Genomic DNA, 23,590 nt, shown 5'->3' with positions numbered 1-23,590 from the left:
TGAAGGGCTTACTACGACGGATTTTAGCTATCAACCCCTGATTAGTATTATCATGCCTGTTTATAACACCCCTGAAACGTTTCTACATGAAGCGATTCAATCGGTGTTAGATCAGGTTTATTCTAATTGGGAATTGTGTATTGCGGATGACGCCTCTCCTGCAGCCCATATCAAACCCATATTAGAAGCATATCAACAGAAAGATAGCCGAATTAAAGTCGTTTTTAGAACTAAAAACGGTCATATTTCTGTAACTTCTAATTCTGCTTTAGAGTTAGCAACGGGAGAATTTATCGGTTTATTAGATCATGATGATGTTTTGACTCCCGATGCTTTATATGAAGTCGTGAGTTTATTGAATCAAAATCCCGTCGCGGATATGATTTATTCCGATGAGGATAAACTGAATGAAAAGGGAGAATTAACGGGTCATTTCTTTAAACCTGATTGGTGTCCTGATTCCTTTTTATCTCGGATGTATACCTGTCATTTTGGAGTTTATCGCCGGGAAATTATTAGTCAAATTGGAGGATTTAGAACTGGATATGAAGGCAGTCAAGATTATGATTTAGTCTTGAGATTTACCGAAAAAACCGATAAGATTTTTCATATTCCTAAAATCCTCTATCATTGGCGAATTCATAATAGTTCTGCCGCCGGAGGTACTGAGGCGAAACCCTATGCTTATGAAGCCGCTAAACGGGCGTTACAAGATGCAATTAACCGCAGGGGAGAACCCGGAATTGTTAAAGATGTGCCGATGTATTTAGGACATTATCAAGTTCGCTATAAAATTTTAGATTACAAACGGGTTAGTATTATTATTCCGACTAAAGACTTAGGAAAAATCTTAAATCGCTGTTTGGAATCTATCTTTACCCTAAGTATCTATCCTGATTATGAAGTGATTGTCATTGATAACGGAAGTACGGAAGTACAAACCCAGGAAATTTTAGAAAAATGGCAAGAAAAAGAACCGAATCGGTTTAGATATTATTCTTTAGATATTCCTTTCAATTTTTCTAAGATTAATAACTACGCCGTTAGTAAAGCCACCGGGGATTATTTGCTATTCTTAAATAATGATACCGAAGTGATTTATCCTGATTGGATTAATGCCATGCTAGAACAGGCGCAACGGCCTTCTATTGGTGCGGTGGGTGCGTTATTGCGTTATCCTGATAAAATCGTTCAACACGCTGGTGTTGTGGTGGGAATTGGTCATTTTGCCGCCCATAGTCACCGGATGGCATCGGAAACAGACCCCGGATATTATGGTCAAATTATTTCTATTAGTAATTATTCGGCGGTGACGGCAGCTTGTTTGATGTGTCGGCGAGAAATATTTACACAAGTGGGAGGGTTTGATGAACAGTTAGCCGTGGCTTATAATGATGTTGATTTCTGCTTAAAAATAGTTGAACAGGGCTATCGGAATATTTATTTACCCCACGTTGTTTTATATCATGATGAATCCAAGAGTCGGGGTTATGATACAACACCAGATAAGCTAGAACGATTTATGCAGGAAGTGACAATTACTCGGCAAAGATGGCAACGCTATGTTGATCACGATCCTTGCTATAATCATAATTTAACGTTATCCGCATCTGATTATAGTTTAAGGCAATTTGCTGAAGTAGAAATTTTTGGTAATTTTATAGAATTTGATGATATAGTGTTACAGGATTGTGCGATAGATAAACCTGAAATTAAAACTTATTGGGGAATTAGCGAAATTAATTTTAAAGGTTGGGTACTCGGACAGCAGGAGAAAATAACCGCAGTTCAAATTATTGGGAATCATGGCCAGTTAATAAAGGAAATTCCAGCTAACTTTCCCCGTCCTGATGTTGGTTTACTACATCCTGAAAACCTAAATTCAGAGTTTTGTGGATTTTGCGAAACAATTGAACTCAGAAATTTGTCTGAACAAACAGAATTGTTATTCCAAGCTGTTCTAAAAGAGGGAACTTATGCTAAATTTGCAAAAGTAAAACTAAAGATTAACCCTTAAATTTAGGGTGCGTAAGAGCTTTTCGCACGCACCAATCAGTAATTAGTGTAAGAGTTGAAAGTTAACAGTTAATCAACTATATACGCCGTCATTTTTTTACAGATAAGTAGGTGTTGATAATGACCTCGCATACACAAAGGAGTAATCGCCCCTACCCAGAGCGCTAAAGCGCAACAACATCATGACTCAGTTAAATTCAGGAAAAATCAAAAATGCTATCTAAATCCAACAACTTCAAAACAGCTACGAATTTACTTGAAGAAGCCAATCAACTGAAACAATCGGGTCAATTGCAAGCTGCTATTATTGCTTATCGTAGAGTAGCGCAATTAAGCCCTGATTTTCATTGGGTTTACCATAATTTAGGGGAAGTGTTAGCAGAAAATAATCAACTATCAGAGGCAATGCAAGCTTTTCAGCGTGCTATTGAATTAAATAATGATTCAGCTTGGTCACATTATCAATTAGCAGAAGTTTTATTAAAATTGGGAAATTTACCAGATACAATTAAGGCGTTAAAATGTGCGATCGCTATTAATCCTAATGTGACAGAATTTTATAATAGTTTAGGGAAAGCCCTATTTAAACAAGGTGAATTAGAACAAGCAATTAGTTGCTATCAGAAAGCTCTGGAACTTAATTCAGAAGATGCGATCGCTTATCAATATTTAGGAGAAGCCTTAGCCCAAAGGGGTCAACTGGATGAGGCCATAGATTCTTGTCGAAAAGCGATTGATCTCAATCCCAATTTAGGAGATGCTTATGGAATATTAGGTAAAATATTAGTTCAAAAAGGTTTGTTTGAAGATGCCTTAAAGATATTGTTAGAAGCTGTAGAATTTAATCCTAAATCACCAGAAATCTATCATGCACTGGGAGATGTTTATTGTCATTGTCAACAGTTGAATCAAGCCATTGATGCCTATTCCCAAGCTATTCAAATTAAACCTAATGCAGCGATATTTCATCACGGTTTAGGTAATGTTTTTGCTCAACTCAATCAATGGGAAAATGCAGTTTCTGCTTATTCCCAAGCAATTGTATTAAATCCTGATTCAGCCGAATGTCATCAGAGTTTTGCGGAGGTTTTAGCTAAATTAGAACGATGGGACGCTGCGATCGCTTCCTATTCCAAAGTATTAGAATTGAACCCTAATTTAACCAATATTTATCCTCGGTTAGCCGATGCTTTAAAACACCGAGGAACCCCAGGCGATTTACAAAAAGCAAATCAATATTATCAAAAAACGATAGAACTTAATGGTGATGATATTGAAGCTTATCAAACGTTATTAAAATCCCAGCCAGATAACCTAGATTTATGTTGGAAATACGCTAATCTATCATGGAATAAAAATCAGCGTGAACAAGCTCTGATTTATTATAAAAAAGTTAAAGATGCTGACCCCCGAGACTTTGAACTATTACTAAAGTTGGGAGAAGCATTTGTCAGGATGAGTGAGTTTGAAGATGCGATCGCGATTTACCAGAAAGCCTTAGAAATTAACCCAAATTCATCGGATATTTATCATCGGCTAGGAGAACCTTTAGAAAAAATTGGTAAGTTAGAAGAAGCAGCAAAAACCTATCAAAAAGCGATTGAGTTAAACCCTGATTTTTTTGGTTCCTATCACAATTTAGGGGATATTCGACAACGCCAAAAGAAATTTGAACAAGCGGTTTTATCTTATAAAAAAGCGATTGAATTCAATCCTGGTTTTTACTGGTCTTATCATAATTTAGGTGATACTTTAGAAAAACAAGGTAATGCAGAAGAAGCGATCGCAACTTACCGCAAATGCTTAGAAATTAACCCCCATTTTGGTTGGTCACATTGTAACTTAGCAACAGCACTTGCTAAACAAGGTAAAATAGAAGATTCTCTACATCATTATCGACGAGCATCCGAACTTGATCCCGCATTAGGAATTGATTTCAACGGCTTAAAAACAGCACTTTTAGAGCATATTTTAGTTGAAGATTATATGTACAAACTCTGGCGAGAAAAGAACTTTCCCAGAGCAGCAGATTTAAGAAAAATGGCAGAAACGATGGAATTATTCAGGTATAAACCCGTATTCAGCGTGATTATGCCTGTTTATAATACCCCAGAAGAATTTCTCCGAGAAGCCATAGAATCTGTGATTAATCAAATTTATCCCCACTGGGAATTTTGTATTGCTGATGATGCTTCTCCCTCTCCCCATGTCAAGAAGGTTTTAGAAGAATATCAAGCTAAAGATTATCGAATAAAAGTTATTTATAGAACAGAAAATGGTCATATTTCTGCATCCTCTAACTCAGCATTAGAATTAGCAACTGGAGAATTTATTACCCTATTGGATCATGATGATTTAATTACTCCCGATGGGTTGTATGAAGTCGCTTTATTATTAAATCGGAATCCTGATTTAGATATGATTTATTCCGATGAAGATAAAATTAGTCCCAATGGTAACTTAATTAATCCTTACTTCAAACCGGAATGGTGTCCTGAATCCTTTTTGTCACGGATGTACACCTGTCATTTAGGAACCTACCGACGTTCTATTATAGAAGAAATTAAAGGTTTTAGAATCGGATATGAAGGCGCTCAAGATTATGATTTAGTGTTGAGATTTACCGAAAAAACTCAAAAAATTGCCCATATTCCCAAAGTTTTATATCACTGGCGAATGCACTCCGGCTCCACCGCAGGGGGAAGTGAAGCCAAACCCTATGCTTATGAAGCGTCAGAAAAAGCGATTCAGGATGCTATAGATAGACGAGGAGAAACAGGAATAGTAACAGGAGTTCCAGGGTTTTTAGGACATCATTTAGTCCGGTATGAAATTACGGATGATAAGAAGGTTAGCATCATTATTCCAACAAGAGATTTAGGAGAAGTTTTAGACCGATGTTTAGAGTCTATTTTTACTCTAACAACCTATCCTAACTATGAAGTGATTGTGATTGATAATGGCAGTGTTCAAGACTATACATTTAAAGTGTTTTCTAAGTGGAGTTCTCAGGAACCCTCACGGTTTAAATGTTATCGTTTAGATATTCCCTTTAACTTCTCCATCATTAATAATTATGGAGTCAGTCAAGCAACGGGAGATTATCTGCTATTCTTAAATAATGATACCGAAGTGATTAATCCTGACTGGATGAATGCGATGGTAGAACAAGTCCAACGTCCTCAAATCGGTGCGGTAGGAGCATTATTATTATTCCCAGATAATACGATTCAACACGCCGGAGTTGTGATGGGTTTAGGTGGGGTTGCTGGTCATGGGTATTATGCCATGTCTTCTGATATCCCTGGATATTTTGGCAATGTTATTGGGTTTAATAATGTTTCTGCGGTTACAGGAGCTTGCTTGATGTGTCGGCGAGAAGTATTTGAACAAATTGGAGGTTTTGATGAACAGTTGACCGTAGCTTATAATGATGTAGATTTGTGTTTAAAAATGCTAAATAAAGGTTATCGTAATTTGTACTTACCTCATGTTACACTTTATCATCATGAATCAAAAAGTCGAGGTTATGAAGATACACCGGAAAAGAAAGAACGCCTAAACCGAGAATCAAAAATCATTGAAGGACGTTGGCACAAGTATATTGATAATGACCCTTGTTATAGTCCTCACTTGACAAGAGTTTGTCAGAACTTTAGTATTAAGGTTCAGGATTAAATACAAATACATGAATCCTTTAATTAATTCTGATCGCTTAGATTCTTGAAACTTAAATATAGGGAATGGGGATATGTTGGTAGAAGACGAAAACTTGATTTTATCAGTAGATGAATCTTGGTCAGATGATCATGCAATCGGTTTAAGAGGGTGGATTACTTCAAAAAAGGGTGCTTTAGACAAAGTAGAAATTTCTGTGGGAGGTAATAGTGTTCTCATAACTTCCTGGCATCCCCGTCCAGATGTCGAAGCAGTATATCCCCTATATTACACAAAAAATTGTGGTTTTGTCGTTCATCTCCCCCGTATTGCGAAACATCAGGTTACATTTAATGCTGAAGGTCAAGGTAAAACTTTTAATAAAACTGTTTTCTTTGATGGGTCATTACCACAGCCACCTGATCCTAACATTTTCCCTGATGGTTCTGGTCTTTACCATGACTTTATCAAAATTGTTAATAATAATCACTTAAAAGTTTTAGAAATTGGCTCACGTATGGTTGTTTCTGGAACTAACAGTCAAAGAGTTTTTTTTCAAGGAGCATCTTCTTACACAGGATTTGATTATTATCCAGACAGTAATACAGATGTTGTAGGAGATGCACACCAGTTATCTAAATACTTTGAAAAAGAGAAATTTGGTGCTATATTTTCTCTAGCAGTATTTGAACATTTAGCAATGCCTTGGGTTGTAGCATTAGAGATTAGTAAACTGCTTGAAGTAGGGGGTGTAACATTTCACCAAACCCATTTTGCTTTTCCCAGCCATGAGCTTCCTTGGGATTTTTGGCGGTATTGTGATGCGGGTCTGAAGATTTTGTTTTCACCTGCTTTGGGATTTGAAGTCATTCAATCTGCTTTTCATGAACCTGTCCGTTTGTATAGTGATCAGTTAAGTCCTAATCTTGAACGTTTACCAAGTTTTCCTGTTTTTACTCATGTTTCCATTCTTGCTAGAAAAGTTAAAGCCGTAAATTATAATGAATTCAAGTGGAATGTCAAATTAGAAGAAGTCTTAGATCAGAATAGTCATTATCCCCAGCGTTAATAGAAAAAATAAAGGAAAAGTCGATGCTTGTAGAAGATGAAAAAATTATTTTAGCAGTGGATGAATCGTGGTCAAATGACTACTCGATTACCATTAGAGGCTGGCTTATTTCTAAAAAAGGAGCATTAGACCAAGTAGAAATTTCTGTAGATAGGAATAGAGTCCCAATTACTGCATGGTATCCTCGTCCTGATGTCGCTGCGATTTATCCCCAGTATCAAACCCAAAATTGTGGTTTTGTGGTTCATCTCCCGCGCTTAACCCAACATCAAGTCACATTGAATACTCATGCTCAAGGTGAAACTTATCAAAAAACACTTGTTTTTGATGGGTCATTGCCTCTGCCCCCTATAGACTATATTGATGCTGGCGGTTTATTTAATGATTTTATTAATTTAGTTAACGAAAATCACTTAAACGTTTTAGAAATTGGTTCGCGCGTTGTTTCTCCTGGCAGTGCCAGCAAGCGCCCTTTATTTCCTGATTGTAAATCTTATACTGGGTTTGACTATTATCCAGACTCTAATACAGATGTTGTTGGAGATGCTCATAAACTGTCTCAATACTTTGGGAATCAAAAATTTGATGCAATTTTTTCTATCTCTGTCTTTGAACATTTAGCAATGCCTTGGATTGCAGCTAGAGAAATTAGCAAACTGCTTGAAGTGGGTGGTATTACTTATAACAGTAGTCATTTCGCTTGGCCTCTCCATGAAAAACCCTGGGATTTTTGGCGTTTTTCTGATGAAGGTTTAAGGGTATTGTTTTCTCCAGCTTTAGGATTTGAAATTATAAAATCGGGTCTTTTTGCGCCTTTACGCTTTCATTTAGATCAGGTCAATTCACCTCAAGAATTATTAGCAACACAACCGGGTTTTGGGGGAGTTGCTATTTTAGCGAAAAAAGTTAGAGAAGTGAATTATGATAAATTTAGATGGGATGTGACATTAGATGATGTGTTAGAAACTAAGACTCATTATCCTAAACCACAAATTTAGAAAATTTAGAGCATAAAAAAACCGTCCGAGCTTAATATATAGTGCAGACGGTTTTATTGGATTTTCTGAATCTATTGAACTGAGACAGATTCATCAGTTTTAGATTGTTGGTGTTGATGAAGTTGCCAGTGAGCTTCTTCTAACTCAGCTAGAACTTCATCAAATTGAGATTGCGATTGCTCTAATTGTTCCTTTGTTATCTGCAATTCAGATTTGATTTTGTGTAATTCATGTTCAATTTTTAATGGATTATGGTTCTGTGCTAATTCTTGATACTTTTCTTTCCAAATTTCTGTATTTTCCCAGTAAGCTTTATTGGCAAAGTGTCCCAAGTGATGAACAACTTCTTGATTAGGTTTTGGCCCATGAAAATGAATCATTTTTGCATCACAATTAAGATCCCAATAGGATTTCCAGTTCATTCCCACATCTAATTTATCCCACTTCCCTACAAAAAATAGGTTATAGGCACCTTGATCATAAGCCAACTGCATAATTTTATCCAAATTTCCATCAATAAAGGTGTTAAATTCCTGGTTAATTTTTTGCAAGTTTTTGATATTCATATATAACACCCCACTGTTCAAATAACTCCAATCATTGGGATCATGTTCTGGAGTGGCGGCAATATATTCGCAAGTTATTCCTTGTAAATAGTCAACAACATCATTTAAAAACATCACATCACAATCCGTATAAAGAACATACTCATCATCCATCTGATACTGTTTCATAATTGTCGGAATTTCAATTCTTAGAAAAGCACCCGATGCAACATTTAAAGACCAAGAAAAGTAAGACTTCAATTTTTCATAATGAGGAATTCGGTGATGAATAATAGTGACACCCTGATTCCGCATCCATTCTGTAACTTCATTCTCTTTACCATCATAAATACAGAAAGGTTCAAGAGAAGTATATTGTCGTGCTGTGTAAACAGCTACTTTCAACATTTGAGCATAAGCAGCAAAATATGGACTTTCATCATTAATGGCAAAAAACCATTTCATTTTGGACTGCTGGGGAAAATAAGGATGATGTAAACTCCCTTTTTTCCAGAGGAATTTGTATAACTTGATTTGTGATTGCTCTAGCTGAATTTTAAGCTGACCAACTTGAGACTGTAAACCCCATTTTTCATTGAGAATTTGAGCAGTTGGTGACTGACTCATCTTAGATTGTAATGCTTGCTTTAACGGAATCACAAAACGCTGAATCGTTAAATCTTGAATATCATTTCGATTCAAATATTCTAAACCTTCCAAACTTATTTGCCACGGGAAAATGGCACTTCCTCGCATTGCTTTTTGGATCATATCGGCCCTAGAACGAGTGCAATAGTGGTTAATCCGTAACTTCTGCACAGAAACCTCAGCCGCCACAGAACTTAAAAGTGGTTGTTGGTTTTCCGTTACACCATAGGTTTCTGGATTGATGGGAGGGAAAAAATGAGGACAAGTAGGAGGAAGCACTAGATCAGGACGAACAATGCTTTTAATCATTTTATTACCTTGAAAATCATCAGATCCTCGCATTGTAAAGTTTTCAATTTGTAACCCATCGGGTCGAGTCAGATGACCAGATGTGCCAAAATAAAGCATATTCACCCCCACCGCAGGCACTCCACTAAACTCTTTTAAAACCGCTTTTAAATCCTGCTGATCGGTTGGATATAAAAACTCATCTAAATCAATAAATGCAATCCATTGGGATTCAAAGAAATAGGTTCCTAAACAATGTTCATAAGCTAATGTTTGTTGTCCAGGACTAATGGGCCAATTGTGTAAAATTACTTGGCTGGATTTAACATAGGGTTCTATGATATCTAGGGTTTCATCATTGCTGTTATTGTTGTAGAGATAAAATCGTTCTACTCCAACCAGTTTATGAAACTCCAACCATTCCATCAGATAGGGAGCTTCATTTTTCATAATCGCGCAGATACTTAGTTCACATTGTTTTCGGGGTTTGGCGTTAGGAATTGAAACTACAGACCATTTTTGTTCCGTTGGTTGAAAGTAAATAACACCTAATTTCACGCAGGTTTGATCAGCTAAAACAACTTGAATCTTAATTTCTGAACTAGATTGTGTTTCAGGAACTGTAATTAAAGCTGCATAACCACTTTCGAGTGCAAAAGAAGCATCTGGGTAAGATTGAGCGACATCTGTACGAATATCACCCACAGGAATTTGACGAATCACCTGACCCTGGTGAATCAATTCAACGACCACTGCTTGTGTCTGTTTTCCAATGACCCAACCACCAATTAAAACTTGGCTAACTATTAATTTGCCAACAGCAGGAGCATCGATATGATGTCCCCAGAGTAATTCTGAATTCTCTGACTCAACCAAGTTGGCTTGGAGTAAGTAGTCAGAACTAGGATTTTCTGTCTGCTCAGGATTGTCCCTTAATAAAGGTTCACTATTCCAAGGATCAAACGGAATTAATTTTTTCTGCTGCAAATGAGGACGGAAGAAAAACTTACAGCGTTCATTGAGCATGGCGGCTGCAAATGAAAAGGTGCTGTTTGAAATCGCTAAAACATCACATTGACTCAAAATATGAAAATCTGGATAGAAAGGAGCTTGAGGTAAATCAATTCCTAAATCATGGATGGTAATTGGGTCATAGTCCGAGAAATCATCAATGACAATTTCTACTTCATCACTGGCAATAAATAGCACAGGTTCATCTAAAGTTTCCCAAAAGCCTTTAAGCCATTCCTGATACCATTGACTGGGAACAACGGTTAGGTAAGGTACAACATTACTGACGACATGATAATCTCCTCGTCGTAAATGAATTCCCACCACAGTTTTTCCTTTCAAACGCAAGCAATGAAGGGCTTCTTGAAGTAAACTTTCAAGGGCGGGTACAGGTTTAAATAAAGAACAAAAATACTCTTTGTGTCGAGCATGGTATTGGGTATGGAATTGAAAATATCCCTGAAAGTCTACATTTTTAAATGGATTTTTCGCATTCAAAATTGTTGATTCTGAAAGTTTGTAAGGTTGTTGCTGTTCTTGAATTTGAGGTAAAGGATTCAACGGTAAAGGATCATGGTGACCAAATAAATATTGACCAATCCATGCGGGTGTTTCTACTCGTAAATTATGCTCAAGAGCGTATAGTTTTAAGAAAGCATATTGAAAGATTTGATTTCCTAAACGCCCAAAACTAGCTTCTCCTAATAGGGATGCTGTGATCACAGGAGAAATGTTAACCATTCCAACTGGGTTTTGACCTGTCTTGTTGTCTAATCCTTCACTCTCAACCCAAGTCCCTCTTCCCTGCCACAATAAAGGTTCACTATCCCAAGGATCAAAAGGAATTAGTTTTTGACTTGGTAAATGAGGACGGAAGAAAAATTTACACCGTTCATTTAGCATTGCTGCGGTAAAAGAGAACGTACTATTGGAAGTAGCTAATACATCACAGTGACTTAATAGATAAAAGTCAGTATAGAAACTAGCCTCTGGTAGTTCAATCCCTAAATCTTTTGTGGTGACTGGATGATAATCTGCAAAATCTTCCAGCATGGATTCCAAATCATCACTAGCAATAAATAATACAGGAGATTCTAAAGTTTCCCACAACCCTTTTAACCAATTTCTATAGCAAGAATTAGGCGCGTAAAACATAAAATCTGCATAAGGTTCTCTATAATCTCCTCTTCGCAAATGTAAGCCAACAATCGTTTTCCCACGTTCATGCAAACGTTGGAGTGCTTCTTTCATTTTTGCTTCAATTGTGGGAATCGGTTTGAATAAAGAACGGAAAAAGTCTTTATAAGGGGCATAATACTTGGTATGTACTTGATAAGTTGGCCCACCAAATTCTACGTTTTTAAAAGGTTCTTTACCATTCAGGATTGAAAGTCCTGAGTCCAATTCTATGGGTAAATCTTTGGAAATGAGAGGATCATGATGACCAAATAGATATTGACCGAGCCAAGGTGTTGTTTCGACACGAATATCATGTTCTTTTTGATGAATTTTCAACGCTGCATAGAGAAATATTTGATTTCCAAAGCGAGCGCGACTCAAAATTGACATGGTAACGAGTGGTTTCTTCAAATAAAAGGCATCCCCCCAGAATGGATGGGGTGTTGTAGTTGCCACCCGTTGCAAGCCATACTGATCTAGAAATTCATCTAAATCATCAATTAATGCACAGCCCTCATATAGTTCTTTATAGTTAACTTCTGTATTAATAGCTTCCACATATTGAAGCCAGTTGGTTGCACCTTGTAACGCTAAAAGTTCTGCTCCTTGAATATCAATGTTGAGAATATTAAAATCAGCAGGATTCAGTCCTAATTCTTGTAATAGGGTATCCAAGGTTCGGGAAGGAACAGTCACTTGTTCTGTTTCTTGAATGGTCGGATAGATATCTAAATGATGCTTTAAAGGGAGAATTGAACTACTTTGATCAAAAGAAGTCACTCGCAAGGTAACAGTCCCATTTTCATGACTAATCGCATAATTAACCGCCTGCACATTTGGATATTGAGCAATATTGGTTTGTAAACGTTCAAATACAGTGGGGTTAGCTTCAATAAACAGTACCCTTTGCACTCCCATCGCTAAATAGTATTCGACTTCTGAGCCTTCATGCGCTCCAACGTGAATAATACCTCTGGGTGTAATCGAATGTTGGCGACAGAGTTGGGGAACATCTAATAGCCCCAGGGGTTCACCTAATACATTCGCGCGAAAGCGCTCATTTACTGCCAAATAATTACTATACTCATAGTTTTCATCCGAGGGTTCAAAGACTGGCTTATATTCCAAGCTGTTTCCCTGAATTTTAAATATTACGTAACGAACTTTATGCAAATATTCAAAAGTCTCTTTTAAAGTTATTTTAGCATCTAAATAAGTACCTCCATATTCAAATTGAATATAGTCTATTTTTCCTTTATTTAAGCATTTTTCTGCTCCTTTTAAAACATCTAATTCTCCGCCTCCTACGTCAATTTTTAGGAAGTTGATTCTTTCTACCCTTTGTTGAATACAGTAGTTATCTACAGTATTTTTCAGCACTTGGATTTCCTGGGGCTGTTGTAGAGTTCCAGTTTTCTCAACTTCTAATCGCCGATGAAATGTACTCAATATGGATTGAGCCTGATAGTGATAAAATGTTTGCACTCCAGCTTGATTCCCAATGGCAAAACTATTAGGGATGATTTGGGCTGTTGAGAATTTTTCCCCTAAGTTTTTAATTAAGTCTTTGTAAACGACTGGAATCGGTTCAAATAAATGAATTTCTGCATCGGGGCAAATGCTTAAAACTGCTTTTGTCCAATCTCCTAAATTAGCCCCCACATCAAGAACGACTGAACCTGGGGTAACAAATCTTCGGATCACTTGAGCTTCTCCACTTCCCTCAAATTGAAGGTTATCGGGTTCAGCTTGCGGTGCTATTGCTGTCTGAACTACTGGAGTGGGTTGGGAATTTTCAAAAGAGATAGGATAACCCAACGTATGAAAAGAACGAGCATATTCTTCCCAAACTTTTGTAATTCCCTTTTGACAATAGTTGCCTAATACCGATTTTGCCCTTTCTGGAACTGAAATAATCGCATCTTCGATAACGACAATGTATTGACGTTTAAACGTAAGTAGTTCTTCGATGACTTCATGGATAGCTGGCCATTGTTCTAATTGATGGGGAGCATGAGGAGGTGATAAAAACATCCGTGCATCATCAATTAATATGAAGTGTTCCCATTCTGAGGCTTTGATGATTTGCAATTCTTCAAGTATAGGACATTCTTCTTCTTGTCCTGCTGTAATTCCCCCTGACCAATGGGCATCCAACCAAAACAAAGCTGATCCTTGTAGTTGAGGAACTATTGCTTTTAAATGTTCTGTGGTATGACCATACAGAAATTGGATGTTTTGAATATGTTCATAATTTTTTGATGTGCTTTCATAGAACTGTTGGCATAATTCAATGGTGAATACATTTTTAAACAAATTAGATGCCCAAACTGCTGTTCCGCCCTGAAAGGTTCCGGTTTCAATAAAGGTTTCAATGTTATATTCCTTTTGGAGGAGACTCATCAGATTTTGGCAATTTCCTAATCCCATTTTTTTCCTTTTTTTACGTTTTACTTTACTGAAAAAATTATTAAAGATTGTATATTACACTAATATGAGTACCTTATTAAAAGTCACATTGCAAGTGTATATGAGTCATTTTGACCAAGCAAACAAACAGAAGCAATTAAACCAGCTTCAGAAATCCATAGTTACCTATCGCCAAGCGATTAGTGAAAAACCCAGCTTTTCATGGTATCACCACAACTTGGGGGAAACCCTGGCTCAACTGGGTCAGGTTGAGGAGGCGATCGCAAGTTACCAAAAAGCCTGCGAACTCAACCCCAACTCCGCTTGGTCTTATTATAACCTGGGGGAGATCCTAGAGCAACAGGGTAAAATTCCAGAAGCCTTAGAAGCCTATCGCCGGGCTGTAGAAATCAATCCTGATTTTTATGAGTTTCAGCAGAGTCTAGGGAAACTGCTCTGTCAACAGGGACAGTTTGCTGAGGCGATTAGTTCCCTGGAAACAGCCATTGAACTCGAACCCGATGCTACTGCCTGTTATCAATATCTGTGGGATGCCTTTGCTCAACAGGGACAGGGACGCGAAGGCATAGCCTATTTACACAAAGCGGTGACGGCAACTCCCAATAATGGGGAACTCCATCAGCAGTTGGCAGAAGCGTTAAAGGCAAATAATCAAATTAAGGAAGCGATCGCCTCTTACCAAAATGTGATTCAGATTAACCCCAAATCCGCTTGGAGTTATTATCAGTTGGGGATGATTTTCCGAGATCAGGGTCAATATCAAGAGGCGATCGCCTACTACCGCAAGGCTACCGACCATGACCCCAAATCCGCTATTTATTATCATTTTCTGGGACATACCCTATCCCTGGTTCATGACTGGGAAAATGCGATCGCAGCTTACAAGAAAGCCTTAGATCTCGCACCGACTTCAGCGATTATTTATCAACACTTAGGAGATGCCCTCTCCACCCTCCAACGTTGGGAACAGGCGGCCACGGCTTACCGGAAATCTGTAGATTTAGAACCCCATTCCCTAGAAGGTCAAGATCACCTGGGGTTTGCCCTGGCTCAACTGCAACGCTGGGATGATGCGATTTTGGCCTACCGTCGGGCCTTAGATGTGAGCTTATCTGATGTGGTGTATGGACATTTAGGGGATGCCCTGGAACAGCGTTCCCACGTTCAACCCCTAGAAAAAGATGGTCGTACCGATCTCGAAGATGCGGTGAGTTGTTATCGTCAAGCCCTGGAATTAAATCCTAATCAAGAGGCTATTTCCCAGCAGTTAAATCATGCTTTGGCTCAACTTAATCTAAGAAATTAGAGTTAAAAATTGAGAATTAAAATCATAGCAGTTAGCTCTGGTATGTTGACAACGGTAAAGCCTAATTTAACCACAAAGACACAAGGAAGTTGTCAATAAGCTGTTAATTATCTAAATTGGGTATGGGGTCGTTGTCAAACCCTTGCAGTGCCAGTGTCCTCACTGGCTAGAATATACAGTTTAACTGCTTAACAGCTTAACCGACTGATTGCTATAAAAATTAATTCTCAATTTAGTTTACTCAGGAGGATTTAAACAAACCCAGTTTCCCCATTAAAAGCTTCTTTGCCCCTGACCATCGGAGGGAATATTATTGTCAGAAGGAGGAATTTGAGGGGCAAAGGGATTCGTATTGTCCGGTTGGGGAACTGATGGAGTTAATACCGGACTATTCTGAGCCGGAAGACTATTAGGTAAAGTCGGAGGTAAGGGAGAAATCGGAGGCAGTACATCCCCTGAATTGGGTGCTGTAGGGGCAAAAGGTGGGGTGAGATTACCGGGAGGCGTTACCGTAGGATTTAACGGATTTGTTGGGGGTTTGATTTCCTGAGAACTGGGTAATGTGGCCAAGGCGACCCGTTCTCCACCAATAGCCCGCAAACGGTCTAACACCCGAACTACATCATTATAAAGGGCTTCTTTCGGGGCATATAACACAATTAATCCACTGGGATTCCAACGTCGAAATCGTAATAATGATCGGTCTAATTGATCTTGATTAACAGGTTGTTGTTCAATATAGGTTTGTCCAGATTTATCAATCCCCACAATTAACATTTTTTGCATTTGGGTTTCCCCCGTACTGGCTTTAGGCAAATCCACATTAATTGCCTGTTGACGAGTTAGTTGTAGGGATGCCAAAATAAAGAACGTGAGAATACAAAACACCACGTCAATTAAGGGAATTAATTCTATTCTGGCTTCATCGGTGGTCGAATCTGTTCTAATTTTCATAAAAATTTTGTGATTAATGTCTTAGAGTTTTCCCTGACAAAATAGTAACTTTATTTGTTGTTGAAAACATTTATTTCTCCTCATCCAAAGATTCAGATTTTTTTACAGGTTTAGCTTTTTTTTCTGGTTCAGGACTAGAGTTATTATTGTCTTCATCGACTAGAGGAAATTTCAAAAGTGGTTCATCTATTTCTTCTGGTTCTTCGGCTTCCTCCTCCTCGGTTTCAGGAATTTGTAACTGAGATTTGGCATAGGGCCAATTCTGACGATACATCAATTCTAATTCGTTTCCGGCTTTGCGGAATATTTTGGCTTGACCAAACATTAACCCCTGAAAAAAACGATAAAATGCTAGACTAATAATCGCCACAATTAATCCCGTTGCGGTTGAAATTAAGGCTTCCGCAATCCCCAAGGTCACATCCGCAGAGGATGAAGTTCCAATATCACCCAAACGAATCGAACCCAGGGAGTTAATTAACCCTAACACCGTTCCCAATAGTCCCAACAGAGGGGCCATGGCAATCACCGCCTCGAAAATTTTATCGCCCCGACGCATAAAGGCTAATTCTTCATCCGCCGCCGCTTCTAAGGCTAAACGAAAAAGTTCGGGGTCGGGAGACTGTAACCGCAGGGGTGCATAGAGAAAACGTCCCATTGGTTGATTGCTAGATTGTTTAGCAATTTGATGGGCTTTTCCCCATTGTCCCCGTCGGGCTGAGTCAATGACTCGGTTCACGATTTGTTTTTCTTTGGTTAGGGTCGTACTCCAAAACCAAATCCGTTCTATGACCACACTCATCGACAGGATGGACAAGATCAGCAACGGCCACATTGCTGGCCCACCCTTGGCAAAAATCTCTTGAATATTCATCGAACTCCCACAACCTCCTAAAAACCTCACCCCTACAACTGTATTAGATGTATAGGCATTTGGCGAACAAAAAGCCAAACCCTTTCAATTTTGCCATTCTCCGTGGTGAATCGCTAGGGGTTGTGTCTAAGTGTGCATCAAGAGGTCAGGAAATTAAAGTTATAAGACGTTACCATAGGGGTTTGGTATCCAAACCCCACAGTTTATTTTACATCACCAGAAAGCCGGATTTTCCTAATCTATTTACAATCTTTTAAGTAATCTGACCAAACATAACCTTGTAAGGGTTTGATGATTTTTGCCCATTTTTCTCCTTCACTGCCATCGGCTTCTCCTAATGCGACAATGGTTCCATTTTTTAGGCTGCCAATCACTTTTCCATTGGGTTTTTGTCGAACATTCAGGGGTGTTCCCGTGGGGTCAGCAACGGTACAATAACCAATAGGAGTCTGTGCTAATTGTAATTGAGGATTAGTTTCTGAAACAGTTGGATAAGATTGATTCGCCGTATTTGCAGGTGTAGTAAAACTTAGGGTGATGGGGACTAATCCTAAAATAGCTAATTTACAAATTCTATTTCCAGATATTGTATTCATAGGGTTTCTATGCCTCAATTTAATTTATCGATTAAAGTTGCACCCCTAGGCTGTTGCTTTGTAGTTTTTCATCCGATAACCCTTGAGAACGTTAGGGCAATTCGATTCAAATACCTAACAGCCTAACCCTATTATAAACTATTTTTGAAATTAATCCTCAAAAATATCTAACTGTTCTACAGAATCATCTTTTTTATCCTGTTTTTTAATTCCCTTTCTCAATCCCATGGCAATTTTACTATGCTTTTCAATTTGACGCATCACTTGTTTGGCCCGTTGAATTACCACATCCGGTAAACCCGCTAACCGCCCCGCTTCAATTCCATAGGATTTATCGGCTCCTCCGGGTTGAACTTGATGCAGAAATATAATTTTATCGGGTAATTCTTTAACTGTAACTTGATAGTTTGCCACATTGGGAATAATTGAAGCGAGTTCATTTAATTCGTGGTAATGGGTGGCAAAAATTGTCCGAGATCGAATTTCTGTAGCTAAATATTCCGCCACTGACCAAGCAATAGATAACCCATCAAAGGTAGCCGTCCCGCGACCAATTTCATCTAATAATACTAAGGATTTAGATGTGGCATGATTTAAAATATTAGCAGTTTCATTCATTTCTACCATAAAAGTAGATTGACCTGTGGCTAAATCATCCACCGCCCCAACCCGGGTAAAAATGCGATCGCAAACCCCTAATTTAGCGGATTTAGCGGGAACAAAACTCCCCACTTGAGCTAATAATTGAATTAACCCGACTTGCCGTAAATAACAACTTTTGCCACTGGCATTCGGCCCGGTTAAAATAATTAAATCGGGGTGAGCATAGGGTTTAACTCCTGGGGTTTCTGACCCTTCTTCTTGACTTCCTAACTGAGCCGTATTCGGGACAAAAAACCCCGGCGGTAAGGATTTTTCGACCACAGGATGGCGACCTTCAATAATTTTAACTTCTCGACTCTCTACCATTTCAGGACGACAATAACCTTGATAGACTGCAATATCCGCTAACCCCGATAAAACATCAATTGCAGCCACCGCCCGAGATACATCTCTAATTAATTCTGAGTGTTCTCCGACTTCTAATCTTAATCGCAGAAAAATCTCATATTCCAATTGGTTTAAATCGTCTTTTGCCGTTAAAATTCTGGCTTCTCGTTCCTTTAATTCCGGGGTAATAAATCGTTCTTCATTGGTTAAGGTTTGTTTCCGAATATAATCATTAGGAGCTTGATCTAATTTAGAGCGTGTTATACTAATATAATAACCGAAAGCCTTATTAAAACCTACTTTTAAAGTGGAAATTCCGGTGCGTTCCCGTTCTTGTACTTCCAAGTTTGCTAACCATTGTTGATCAGCTTCTGCTAATACCCGCAGCGCGTCTAATTGTTCATCCATTCCCGACCGAATAATTCCCCCCTCTTTCAAGTGTTGGGGCGGGGAATCTACTAAATAGGATTGAATTTTATGGGCCAATTCTTCTAAGATGGGAGGAACAGTTTGTAGGGCTTTTAAGTAGGGAGAATGACCTTGACTGACTAAAACCGATAATTCCGGTAATTTGGCCAAGGAATCGGCCAAAGCCACTAAATCCCTAGCATTTGCCGTGCCATTTCCTGCCCGTCCAGTTAACCGTTCTAAATCATAAATTTGTCGGAGTAATTGTTGCAATTGAAACCTTAATTCATGATTTTCTACTAACTCTTGAATCGTATCATGGCGCGCCCGAATTCCTCGCAGATCTAATAAAGGTTGTAATAACCAACGACGCAACGCCCGCCCCCCCATGGCGGTGCTAGTTTTATCTAAAGCCCACAATAAAGAACCATGTAAAGTTCCATCCCGAACGGTTTGGGTAATTTCTAAATTGCGACGACTTTGATAATCTAGGATTAAATAATCGGTAATGGTATAGGTACGAAGTCGTTGTAGGGGAACTTGATTTTGCCGTTGAGTATCTTCTAAATAATCTAATAATCCTCCGGCGGCGCGCACTCCGAGGGGTAAATGATCACAGCCCAAACCTTCTAAAGAACGCAGTTGAAATTGTTCTAAAATTTTATTTCTAGCTTCATTTAAACTAAAGGGAAATTGCGATCGCAAGGAATAACAAAAACAATTGGGTAAACAATCGGGTAACTGACTAGATTTTTCCCCAGGACGGAGCATTTTTCCTAAATCCGGGGCATTAATTGGAAACAACACTTCCGACGGTTGGAGACGCATTAACTCCTGGGTCAGTTGTTCTAAATTTTGCGCTTGGGTGGTTAAAAATTCCCCCGTAGAAATATCAGAATAGGCTAACCCCCAATGATCTCCAGCAATCACAACTGCGGCTAAATAATTATTTTTACGCCCTTTAAGCATTCCGTCATCCGTCAGAGTTCCGGGGGTTAAAATTCGGGTAATTTCTCGACGCACTTGGCGTTTTTCTCTAGCCGCAATTTCCGCATCTTCAACTTGATCACAAATCGCCACCGCATAGCCTTTTTCTAATAGCATAGTGGCATAGCGTTCTACTGCATGATGGGGAACACCCGTCATCGGAACTCGCCCGATTTCTTTCCCTCCGTGTTTTGCCGTTTGCACTAATTCCAATTCTTGCGCTATTGTAATAGCATCCTGGAAAAAACACTCAAAGAAATCCCCCACCCGAAATAATAGTAAGGCATGGGGATATTGTTCTTTGACTTCAATATAACGGTGCATCATTTCCGATAACTTTTCCCGATCAAGCTGGCGATAGTCTGCATTGGGCGGAAGTGACTTTTCGGGAACTGAAGGGGCAGAGGACGCACTGGAGGGAACGCTCATAGTTTTTTGAAGATGCAAGCCGAGACTAACCCTTAAGACTTTAGCGCGTTTAGTGGCTTTCTGCCAATAGGTAGCACTTTAGTTTAGACTTTAATTCATGCAAATCTTAGTCCATAACAGTCGTCAGACTGTATTTTTAAAGTGACACGCGATCGCATTTTATCCCAAAATCTAGCCCTGAAATTGGCTAGTGTTTACGCCTTTATCAGTAGTATTTGGGTGTTTTCATCCGATCAACTCCTGTATTTCCTCGTGCCTAATTCCCCATTTTCAACTCTGATTCATAGCATAAAAGGAGGACTTTTTATTGCAATCACAAGCACCCTGCTCTACTTTCTCATCCGGTTAGGAACTCATCATTTAGAAAAGTCCGAACAGAGATATCGAAGTTTGTTTTGTGCCCATCCTCAACCGATGTGGGTTTATGATCTCAAAACCCTTAACTTTCTAGCGGTTAATGAAGCTGCAATTCAACATTATGGCTATTCAGAGGCCGAATTTCTCTCGATGAAAATTACAGAAATTCGACCTCCTGAAGAAATTCCCCGACTCTTAGAAAGTCTATCTAAAATTCAGATAGGATTGAATCGAGTGGGACTTTGGCGACATCACAAAAAAGATGGCACATTAATCAGCGTAGAAGTAACAGGTCATACTTTAGAATGGAAAGGGCAATTTGCTGAAGTCATTCTCGCTCAAGATGTTACAGAACGGCTCAAAACTAAAGCCGAATTAGAACACTATGCCTTTAGTGATTTACTCACCGGATTAGCCAATCGTAGTTTATTATTAGATCGCCTACAAGTTGCGATTAATCACCCATTTAAAAAATCTAATAATTTTGCAGTTTTATCCTTAGATATTGATCGATTTAAGCCTCTAAAATATGCCTTTGGTCATGCCTTGGCAGAACAACTCCTAATTGCCGTTGCCGAGCGTCTGAAAACCTTTGTTAGTCACCGCGATATCGTTGCCCGAGTCGGAACCGATGAATTTGCAATTTTATTTACTGATATTAGCAATTGTAATATTTTAACCGAAAAAATTGAACGCATTCATGCTGCTTTAGATTTTCCCTTTCGGTTGGATACGGTGACGATTTCATCAGCTACCAGTATTGGTGTTGTTTTAGATGATTTCCAGAGTCAACGTCCAGAAGATTATCTTCAAGCTGCCGACACTGCCATGTATTATGCTAAACAAAAAGGACGAGGAGCAACGGTATTTTATGAACCAAATATGGCAACAGTTATGGCTGAACATCTGCAATTAGAAGCGGATTTACAACGGGCAATTGAACGTCAACAACTGAGTTTAAATTATCAACCCATTGTCTCCCTAGAAACTCAAAAAGTGGTGGGTTTTGAAGCCTTAGTGCGTTGGTATCATCCCGACCGTGGGTTTGTATCTCCAGTTCAGTTAATTAATTTAGCCGAAAAAGCGGGATTAATTGTTTCGATGGGACAATGGGTTTTATCCCAAGCCTGTCAACATTTATTAGAATGGCAAACCCAGTTTCCTGATTTATATGTGAGTGTTAATCTTTCGGAAATTCAGTTAAGACATCCGAGTTTAATTCAGGAAGTTAAACGGGTTTTAGATTCTTTAGAACTTCCTCCTTTTAGTCTAAAATTAGAAATTACAGAGAGTAGTTTGATGGAGAACATAAACCATGCAACCGGATTATTAGAAAAGTTAAAATCTTTGAAAATTAGATTATTAATTGATGATTTTGGCACGGGATATTCTTCTCTAAGCTATTTACAAAAGTTGCCCGTAGACACCTTGAAAATAGATCGTTCTTTTGTTCAAAATATCGAAATTGACAATAAGGATTTTGAGATTGCTAAAACTATTATTAATTTGGCTCATAGTTTGGGCTTAAAAGTTGTAGCAGAGGGAATTGAAACCTCCCAACAAGTTGAAATTTTTGAGCAACTGGGCTGTGACTTTGGACAGGGCTATTTATTCTCGCCTCCCCTAAACCCCACAGAGGTGATGAATTTTATTAACCAAAATTGTTGAAATAACCGCCCTAGATGTTCCCATCAAAACCGTTAAGATAAAAGAGGAAGCGGAGTAATCATTAAACATTTTATGGCAAGAGGCGACCAAATCTATATTTTTCGGGAATTTTGGAACCTAGAGGGTTTATATGAACACCATGGTATTGATTGTGGTGATGGTACCGCAATTCATTATCGCAAACCCAGTGAAATTATCGAACGAACTTCCATAGAAGTTTTTTCCAAAGGTCAAAAAATTCATATCCGACAGTATCCCATTCGTTATATTGCAGAGACTGTGATTAACCGGGCCGAAAGTCGTTTAGGAGAAAATCAATATAATCTATTGTTTAATAATTGTGAACATTTTGCCACATGGTGCGTGACTGGGGAGAGTAAAAGTCAACAGATTGAGAATTTTATTCCCCTGCTTCGTGATATTAATATTGATACCTTATCTGAGCCTCTAAAACAAGCTATTATGGGCGGTCAACCCCAGGATGCTAACCAACTTTTAAATCGAGCTTTAGGGGAAATTCGGGTGGCTTGGGATGACGTTCATCCTCAGTATAAACAAGCCCTAGCTGAAATGAATTCTTGGCAGCAAGTGGCGATGGAAGCCTTAAAACGAAATCGAGAAGATTTAGCCCGAGCAGCCCTAAAACGAAAACTAAATTCCAAAAAACGAGCCACGGAATTAGAAGAAAGTTTGGAAAAGTTAGCCACCATGACTCAAAATCTATTAAAAAATCAAGTGGATAATAGGGAATAGGGATCGCGGATTTAAGAGGATTACGCGGATTTCACTGATTTTAATCTGTGTCATCCTCTGAAATTCTTGATCGGGAATGGGGAATAAACTGATACAAAGAAACCTTAGACAGATATTGTCTAGGGCTTTTTTGCAGATATAATATTTATAACTGGGGCGAAAGGATTCGAACCTCTGGATGTCGGGACCAAAACCCGATGCCTTACCACTTGGCGACGCCCCATTGCTTCACAGTTATTAATATTAGCATCACCTACCTGGTATTTGTCAAGGGTTTTTACCAAAAATTTTTCAGCATTCTTGAAAAATTCTCTAAAACCATTAATATATAAGCCTTTCAGTCATTCTGCTCTTGGTATTGATTCTCAATGTGAGTCAGAATAAAGAGAATTGATTTTAAGCCTTTATTGCTTATGCTTCGTGATCC

Annotated in this window: 12 protein-coding genes and 1 tRNA gene; 7 read left to right on the top strand and 6 right to left on the bottom strand. The window is 38.6% G+C overall.

Annotated features, from left to right (window positions below; all coding sequences use genetic code 11):
- Positions 1-52 precede the first annotated feature (52 nt).
- The 4 genes from PL11201_RS09825 (at position 53) to PL11201_RS09810 (ending at position 7,740) form a co-directional block, all read left to right on the top strand.
- On the top strand, positions 53-2,017 hold the full coding sequence (locus PL11201_RS09825; protein ID WP_079678412.1) for a glycosyltransferase family 2 protein: 1,965 nt from the start codon (positions 53-55) through the stop codon (positions 2,015-2,017).
- A gap of 212 nt (positions 2,018-2,229) precedes the next feature.
- Positions 2,230-5,694, top strand: coding sequence for a tetratricopeptide repeat protein (locus PL11201_RS09820; protein ID WP_079678411.1), 3,465 nt, complete (start codon positions 2,230-2,232; stop codon positions 5,692-5,694).
- Between the two features lie 73 nt (positions 5,695-5,767).
- On the top strand, positions 5,768-6,742 hold the full coding sequence (locus tag PL11201_RS26770; RefSeq protein WP_079678410.1) for a methyltransferase domain-containing protein: 975 nt from the start codon (positions 5,768-5,770) through the stop codon (positions 6,740-6,742).
- Between the two features lie 23 nt (positions 6,743-6,765).
- Positions 6,766-7,740, top strand: a complete 975-nt coding sequence (locus PL11201_RS09810; RefSeq protein WP_079678409.1) for a methyltransferase domain-containing protein — start codon at positions 6,766-6,768, stop codon at positions 7,738-7,740.
- Positions 7,741-7,811: 71 nt separating this feature from the next.
- On the opposite strand, the gene PL11201_RS26765 is transcribed toward PL11201_RS09810, so the two are convergent.
- Positions 7,812-13,814: an FkbM family methyltransferase gene (locus PL11201_RS26765; protein ID WP_200816744.1), complete on the bottom strand. Its 6,003-nt coding sequence runs from the start codon at positions 13,812-13,814 to the stop codon at positions 7,812-7,814.
- 91 nt (positions 13,815-13,905) lie between these two features.
- On the opposite strand from PL11201_RS26765, the gene PL11201_RS09800 reads away from it, so the two are divergent.
- Positions 13,906-15,147: a tetratricopeptide repeat protein gene (locus PL11201_RS09800; protein ID WP_159451524.1), complete on the top strand. Its 1,242-nt coding sequence runs from the start codon at positions 13,906-13,908 to the stop codon at positions 15,145-15,147.
- 273 nt (positions 15,148-15,420) lie between these two features.
- Here PL11201_RS09800 and PL11201_RS09795 read toward each other — a convergent pair whose 3' ends face one another.
- The 4 genes from PL11201_RS09795 to mutS form a co-directional block, all read right to left on the bottom strand.
- Positions 15,421-16,101 carry an ExbD/TolR family protein gene (locus PL11201_RS09795; RefSeq protein WP_079678406.1) on the bottom strand — a complete coding sequence of 227 codons (681 nt, stop codon included), beginning with the start codon at positions 16,099-16,101 and terminating at the stop codon, positions 15,421-15,423.
- Positions 16,102-16,171: 70 nt separating this feature from the next.
- On the bottom strand, positions 16,172-16,975 hold the full coding sequence (locus PL11201_RS09790; RefSeq protein ID WP_079678405.1) for a MotA/TolQ/ExbB proton channel family protein: 804 nt from the start codon (positions 16,973-16,975) through the stop codon (positions 16,172-16,174).
- A gap of 239 nt (positions 16,976-17,214) precedes the next feature.
- On the bottom strand, positions 17,215-17,571 hold the full coding sequence (locus PL11201_RS09785; RefSeq protein ID WP_079678404.1) for an SH3 domain-containing protein: 357 nt from the start codon (positions 17,569-17,571) through the stop codon (positions 17,215-17,217).
- 150 nt (positions 17,572-17,721) lie between these two features.
- Positions 17,722-20,385: a DNA mismatch repair protein MutS gene (gene mutS / locus PL11201_RS09780; protein WP_079678403.1), complete on the bottom strand. Its 2,664-nt coding sequence runs from the start codon at positions 20,383-20,385 to the stop codon at positions 17,722-17,724.
- A gap of 141 nt (positions 20,386-20,526) precedes the next feature.
- On the opposite strand from mutS, the gene PL11201_RS09775 reads away from it, so the two are divergent.
- Entirely contained in the window at positions 20,527-22,410 is a 1,884-nt protein-coding gene (locus tag PL11201_RS09775; RefSeq protein ID WP_079678402.1) for a sensor domain-containing protein, read from the top strand.
- A gap of 72 nt (positions 22,411-22,482) precedes the next feature.
- Positions 22,483-23,163: a lecithin retinol acyltransferase family protein gene (locus tag PL11201_RS09770; protein WP_079678401.1), complete on the top strand. Its 681-nt coding sequence runs from the start codon at positions 22,483-22,485 to the stop codon at positions 23,161-23,163.
- A 151-nt stretch (positions 23,164-23,314) separates the two neighbouring features.
- On the opposite strand, the gene PL11201_RS09765 is transcribed toward PL11201_RS09770, so the two are convergent.
- Positions 23,315-23,386 (bottom strand) — tRNA-Gln (locus PL11201_RS09765).
- Positions 23,387-23,590 lie beyond the last annotated feature (204 nt).

It is taken from the genome of Planktothrix sp. PCC 11201, from assembly GCF_900009135.1.
Classification (GTDB): Bacteria; Cyanobacteriota; Cyanobacteriia; order Cyanobacteriales; family Microcoleaceae; genus Planktothrix.
Note: the sequence above shows the minus strand (reverse complement) of the source record. Positions and strands in the feature narration are given on the sequence as shown.